At 65.8% G+C, this 6,177-nt stretch carries 5 protein-coding genes; 4 read left to right on the top strand and 1 reads right to left on the bottom strand.

The genetic code is table 11. From position 1 onward, the window contains the following. Positions 1 to 390: hypothetical protein (locus tag E2C05_RS33460; RefSeq protein ID WP_158292401.1), on the top strand; the 390-nt coding region annotated here is incomplete at its 5' end. Between the two features lie 80 nt (positions 391 to 470). On the opposite strand, the gene E2C05_RS27435 is transcribed toward E2C05_RS33460, so the two are convergent. After that, the gene (locus tag E2C05_RS27435; protein WP_133222832.1) at positions 471 to 809 is read right to left on the bottom strand and encodes a hypothetical protein; all 339 of its coding nucleotides are present in this window, start codon (positions 807 to 809) and stop codon (positions 471 to 473) included. Between the two features lie 248 nt (positions 810 to 1,057). Between E2C05_RS27435 and E2C05_RS27430 the strand changes: the two genes are divergently transcribed. From E2C05_RS27430 to E2C05_RS27420, 3 genes are all read left to right on the top strand, one after another. Next, complete coding sequence (locus E2C05_RS27430) at positions 1,058 to 1,393, top strand: hypothetical protein (protein ID WP_133222831.1); 336 nt, start codon at positions 1,058 to 1,060, stop codon at positions 1,391 to 1,393. 1,067 nt (positions 1,394 to 2,460) lie between these two features. Beyond that, on the top strand, positions 2,461 to 4,674 hold the full coding sequence (gene recD2, locus E2C05_RS27425; protein ID WP_133222830.1) for an SF1B family DNA helicase RecD2: 2,214 nt from the start codon (positions 2,461 to 2,463) through the stop codon (positions 4,672 to 4,674). Between the two features lie 313 nt (positions 4,675 to 4,987). Beyond that, a complete protein-coding gene (locus tag E2C05_RS27420; RefSeq protein WP_133222829.1) occupies positions 4,988 to 5,614 on the top strand; it encodes a hypothetical protein in 627 nt (208 codons plus the stop codon). Positions 5,615 to 6,177: the final 563 nt, after the last annotated feature.

Here is a 6,177-nt window from a genome sequence, read left to right as displayed (position 1 = left end):
GTCGCGGCCGGCCACCAAAAATCCAGGAAGTCGCCGATCAACGCGCCGGCTGATCACCGATGCCCAGCCAGTGGGGAATTTTGCCGGCCCACTTCTGGGGAGTTTCCGCGGACCGTTGACACCAGCCGGGAGACCTACGTCCTGCTCGGCGCCCTGATCGCCTACTACAAGGTGCTGCAGGGCGGCGCCAGAACCGACCGGCGGCTCGGCTTCGACGTGGTGGAGGCGACGGGCCGGCCGGACGCCACCGTCGAGGCCCACCCGACGGCCGAGGCTGAGCCGTACCCCACGGCGGCGTCCGGCGACATAGAAGATATGGCCATGCCCGGCACGGAGACGCCCGCGACGGATAGGGCCGCTATCTGGGCCGAGGCGGCGTCGAACGCCTAGACATGGCAGGACCACCCCACCGTGCGTCCGGCCGTCGCGGCCGACTTGGATGCGCCGACAGCAGACGACATCCCGGCACATCACTTCCGGAATCGCCAGCGCACGGCGCGGCGCCCGATCTCGCTGAACAGCCCGGCGATACCGTGCCCGAGGCTGATGATCTCCAGCGCGTGCGCGCACCCCCGCGCGGCCACCAGCAGCCTGCGTTCCCATGGCGATGCCGCCCGAGCCTGCAAATACGCGACGAGCTCCACGAGGATCGGTGCCGCCAGCAGCGCCGCCGTGGGGCCCCAGCCGTGCTGCCACACGGCGATTGCGGCCATGTCGGCGAGCGCCAGCATGGCGAGCATCGCCGGCATGAGGGCGCCGATGAAAACGGGGCCCTCCCATGCCGGACGTTGAATCTGCGTCGCAGCCATCCACTCCCTCCTTCGCTGACCAAGCCCGGCAGTCCCCCACTGGAACGGTCCAGGAATGCGGACAAGATGGAGATCGGCAGCGAGAATGCAAGAAATAAATCCGAGGTTTTTCAGTATTCCATAGCGCTTGGTGGGAAATTTCAAGCAAGGGAACGCCCTGTTACTTAAGCAAAGGAACGCTGTATTCAGCTCCGTTGCATGAAGGATTTTTGGCGTGTTTAGAGGCGCCTAGACCGAGAGGCTGACCGATGTCCGAGACCGCCGTCCTGACTGACGCCCGCGGCCGCAGGTTGACGTTCCATGTCCTCGACGCCCTGGAGCAGCTCCACATTTCGAAGGCGCTCGCCGCCGCGGCCATGAACTTCATCGTGGGCCACATGGCTAAATGCGCCGCCATGGTCGCCGCCACCGATGGGCTGCCGATGACCGCGCCGATAAACGAGAAGCAAATCGAGGTCGCGCGATGCGATCGGGGTCGATCATACTCCCGAACCGCAGCAGGCGGCCGTTCCGGAGCACCACCTCGACACGATCGGTCTCGGTCGTCGGGCTGGGTGGTGCTGTCGAGCAAGTCGAGCCGGTGATTGCACCGCTGTTCTCGATCAGCAGGGGCACGAAGTGCGGCGTCCGTGACCTCGACGTCCGTGCCGGACGACCCGCTGCCGGCGGGGCGGCAGCGACACACCAAGCGCGGCGAGATCCCGCGCCGCTACGCCACCGTTAGCACCCGGGCGCCACGCCAGCGCTTACGACACGCTGGCACATGCAGGGATCCAACTGTGAGGACGGTGCTCAGCGCCCGGGCCAGAGTGCCTCCAGCTCGCACCAGGATTCCGCTGGAGGCCTCCTGGCAGGGTTCAGGCTAGGGAGTGGCGGAGCGTGCCGATGACGGCCTCCACGGGCTTTCTGGGAGTCCTGAGAGGGTGGTGGCATGCAGTGCCCGGAGACCTGCAGGCGCGCCCGACGGATTTCCGCGGTTAGTTCCCCGACCGCGATGCCTACTCGGCCGTTGCCATCGCCTTGTCGGCAGCCGGCTGGGCAAGCCGGGCCGCAGGTCCTGCCGCCATCTCACGCACGAAGCGCTCTTTCATCTCCCGGTTATAGACCGCGTGGCACATTCATCTGGTGGGTCAAAGCTCGGCCTAGCTCTTGGAGCGGCCTTCCTTCCCAAGCACTCGTTGACGAGCAGCTGACGGGCTATCCTCCTCTGATAGGGCCTCGACAGAACCGCCAATGTGTCTCTTGTCCCTTCGGCCATGGAAGAGGATGAGAGGATTGGTGGTAGCTCTAGAACAAGAGACACCTTACTCGCCGGGACGGCCTCGTAGCCCGGGATGATGAGCTAGTCTCACTTCCTGCGAGCATTAACTGGGTCAGTTTTCGTGCGGCAGTAATCGCCGGGGCATCGCCGGCAGGCTGCAGCCGAGAGCGGTGGGCCCGCAGTTCCGCCGAGAGGGGCGGGCGACAACAGGGGCGGAAGGCATTCCGCCACCCGTGGCTGCCGAACGCACTCCGGGGCGCCGATGTCGCCGGAGCACCGCGCCGGAAATCGCGGCCCCACACGTAGCGCCTGTTGCGGTTCGGAAGCGGCTATCGGCGCGCGCTGCAGCCCGTCTTGCGGGAGACCACTGCCCGCCCCGACGATCAAGGCATGCCCGTCAGCCCCGCCCTGCCTGCGCCGGCCGCCGCCGCAGCCCTGGAGGTACTGGCCGGGCTGGTCGAGCGCGTCACCTTCCACAACGCCGAGAACGGCTTCTGCGTGCTGCGCGTGAAGGCGCGCGGCCGGCGCGACCTGGTCACCGTGGTCGGCCACGCCGCGGCGATCTCGGCCGGCGAATGGGTCAACGCCGGCGGCGAGTGGGTGAACGACCGCGAGCACGGCCAGCAGTTCCGTGCCAGGTTCCTGCGCACCTCGGCCCCGACCACCGCCGAGGGCATGCGCAGGTACCTGGCCTCCGGCATGATCCGCGGCATCGGCCCAGCCTATGCCGGCAAGCTGGTCGGCGCCTTCGGCGAGGCGGTGTTCGAGGTCATCGAGGCCAGCCCGGAGCGGCTGCGCGAGGTGCCCGGCATCGGCCCGGTGCGGGCCGGGCGCATCGTCGCCGCCTGGGCCGAGCAGAAGATGGTCCGCGAGATCATGGTCTTCCTGCACCAGCACGGGGTCGGCACCTCGCGCGCGGTCAGGATCTTCCGGACCTACGGGGCCGAGGCCATCCGCGTGATGACCGACAACCCCTACCGGCTGGCCCGCGACATCCGCGGCATCGGCTTCCGGACCGCCGACGCCATCGCCGAGCGGCTCGGCATCGCCCGGGATGCCCTGATCCGGGTCCGCGCCGGGATCTCCTATGCGCTGTCCGAGGCCACCAACGAGGGGCATTGCGGCCTGCCCCGGGCGGAGCTGGTCACGCTTGCCGGCAAGCTGCTGGAGGTGCCGGCCGAGCTGATCGGCATGGCGCTGGCGTTCGAGCTGGCCGAGGGCAGCGTGGTCGCGGATACGGTCGGCGAGGCCGATTGCGTTTTCCTCGCCGGGCTGTACCGGGCCGAGCGGGCCATCGCCGACCGGCTGCTGGCCTTGCGCCGGGGCGCGCCGTCCTGGGGCGCGATCGATGCGGAGCGGGCCATGCCCTGGGTTGCCGCCCGGATTGGTCTCGAGCTGGCGCCGAGCCAGGCCGAGGCGGTGCGCATGGCGTTGGCGGCCAAGGTGCTGGTGATCACCGGCGGCCCCGGGGTGGGCAAGACCACCATCGTGCGGGCCATCCTGCGCATCCTCGCCGCCAAGGGCGTGCGCATGCTGCTGGCCGCCCCCACCGGCCGGGCCGCCAAGCGGCTGACCGAGGCCACCGGCCTGGAGGCCAGGACCCTGCACCGGCTGCTGGAGGCCGACCCGGCCAAGGGCGGCTTCCGGCGGGACGCCGACACCCCGCTCGACTGCGACCTGGTGGTGGTGGACGAGGCTTCGATGGTGGATGTCCCTCTCGCCAACGCCCTGCTGCGAGCGGTGCCGGACAGGGCGGCCCTGCTGGTGGTGGGCGATGTCGACCAGCTGCCCTCAGTCGGTCCGGGGCAGGTGCTGGCCGACCTTATCGGCTCCGGCGCGCTGCCGGTCGTGCGGCTGACCGAGGTGTTCCGCCAGGCGGCCGCGAGCCGGATCGTGGTCAACGCCCACCGGATCAACCGCGGGCTGATGCCGGAGCTGGAGCGGGCGGCGCCGGAGAGCGACTTCCACTTCGTCCCGGCCGAGGATCCCGAGACCGCCCTCGCCCGCATCGTCGAGCTGGTGGGGACCCGCATCCCCCGCCGCTACGGCCTCGACCCGATCCGCGACGTCCAGGTGCTGTGCCCGATGCAGCGCGGCGGCGTCGGCGCCCGCTCGCTCAACATCGCGCTGCAGGCGGCGCTGAACCCGGCCGGCGAGGCGAAGGTGGAGCGCTTCGGCTGGAGCTTCGCACCGGGCGACAAGGTGATGCAGCTCGACAACGACTACGAGCGCGAGGTGTTCAACGGCGACCTCGGCCTGGTCGAGGCGGTCGACCTCGAGGCCGGCGAAGTGGCGGTCGGCTTCGACGGGCGGACCGTCACCTACGGCCTCGGCGAGCTGGACGCGCTGGCGCCGGCCTATGCCGTGACGATCCACAAGAGCCAGGGCAGCGAGTACCCGGCGGTGGTGATCCCGGTGCTGACGCAGCACTACGCCATGCTGCAGCGGAACCTGCTCTACACCGGCGTCACCCGCGGCAAGCGGCTGGTGGTGCTGGTGGGCCAGCCGAGGGCGGTCGCCATCGCGGTGCGCGGCGTCGCGGGCCGGCAGCGCTGGTCCAAGCTGCGGGAGTGGCTGGCCGACCGATCAGACGCTTTGGCTTGATGACACCTCAGCAGTTCAAAGAACGTGTCGAAAAAGTGCTTACTGCCCGTTTGCAAAATCAGGTACGGGCAGTCGCTTATACATTAGCACTTCGCAGAAGCCGAACTTCCAATCAATGCGCGACGGGCGGGCGTCCAACTGACGGCTTCGTAAAAGGAGACCGCTTCCAACGCTGATTTGAGAAATTTGATGAACAACATTAGTCAGAGTGATGTTGAAAAAGGAATCGGCGACCGGACGCGAACGAGCGGCTCCCGCTACTGGGCGGCACGACGGCTGGTGCGAGCGCGACGCAGTTGGTTAGGGGGCACATATGATTGGCGTTAGCGTCGGAGATGCCTTCAAAGCAATCGAATTCTTGTTTAAGGGAATCCAACTCTATGTTGCCGCGGACAGACGTCTCTTCGTTGACCACATCGAGCCATGCTTCAAAAAGCTTGAGCTTATACAAGCCGATTACCAAGCACAGCTAGTTGCTATTTCTCGCAAGTTGGACGAGACTCGCGACACGGGTTCTACCGCTAGGTTCGTTCAAGAAGCTTCCGCACAACTTAGGGCGCAGCGCTTACAACTACACGAACTTGCAAAGCGTTGGGCAGCCAACGAAACCCGTAATATTGCACCTGAAGTCAGGTCTTTCTATGAAGCAGTTAAAGAATATCTTAACCTTTCTGACGTGAAAACTGGTGGCGTTCGTCGTTCTGTATCTCAATTTTCTAATGCTTTCGATGTAGTATATAAAATCTTAAAAGAATCCGATCAAATAAATAAAACATCAATCGTACTTGAAAAAGCCCAAGCAGCAATTTATATTAATAATAATAAACTAGCATCGGATCTATTATTGGAGCGCGTTCAAGAAATACAGGAACTTGCCGAATTGCGATGGCGGGGCGTTGCATCTGCCTATGCGGAGGCACAAATTTCTTTGTTACGGTAGTACCAACACACGGCGGATGGAGCTTCGTAGTGCTTAGGTTCCGGATGGAAAGTGTTTGCGGCCCTGACTTCACCCCACGGTGACGGAGCTCAGCATTTTTGATTCGGCAAATCGGACTTAGGAGAGCCTGTCGCTGAATGATCAGGCGCTGCCGTTTGAAGCGGCCCGCGATGGCGGGTAGTTGCCGTTGGCGTGCCTCAGACCCCGTTTTTGAAGGGGTGATGGCGCCGGCCTGACGGCCTGATCCTAACGCCTTGGAGGGCGTTGCGGGCGGTTTCCGACTGGGATGCTGCCATGTGGACGCCGGCTGATCGCGCTTTGGTTGGAAGTTTCGGCTCCGGCCAAGCCATGTCCGATGAGCAGTTCCGGCTGCTCGAGCCTCTGATCCCACCCGCCAAGCCCGGCGGGCGGCCACGCTCGACGGATCCCCGCAACCTGCTGGTGTAGCTGCTGGCCCAATCCTCCCCGGAAGTGCTGGCTGAAAATTCCCCAGTCCAGCGCGACTGCCCGCGCCCGGGGGCGAGCCCCCGGGCGCGGGTGGCGCCGGCCATGCCCCAGGATGC

Origin of the sequence: Paracraurococcus ruber (genome assembly GCF_004353985.1) — a bacterium.
GTDB classification, from domain to species: domain Bacteria; phylum Pseudomonadota; class Alphaproteobacteria; order Acetobacterales; family Acetobacteraceae; genus Paracraurococcus; species Paracraurococcus ruber.
The sequence above is the reverse complement of the archived record's forward strand: the minus strand, read 5'-3'. Positions and strand labels throughout refer to the sequence as shown.

Coding starts and splice junctions, on each gene's coding strand:
- E2C05_RS27435 (WP_133222832.1), bottom strand. CDS start 809: ATGGCTGCGACGCAGATTCAACGTCCGGCATGGGAGGGCCCCGTTTTC.
- E2C05_RS27430 (WP_133222831.1), top strand. CDS start 1,058: ATGTCCGAGACCGCCGTCCTGACTGACGCCCGCGGCCGCAGGTTGACG.
- recD2 (WP_133222830.1), top strand. CDS start 2,461: ATGCCCGTCAGCCCCGCCCTGCCTGCGCCGGCCGCCGCCGCAGCCCTG.
- E2C05_RS27420 (WP_133222829.1), top strand. CDS start 4,988: ATGATTGGCGTTAGCGTCGGAGATGCCTTCAAAGCAATCGAATTCTTG.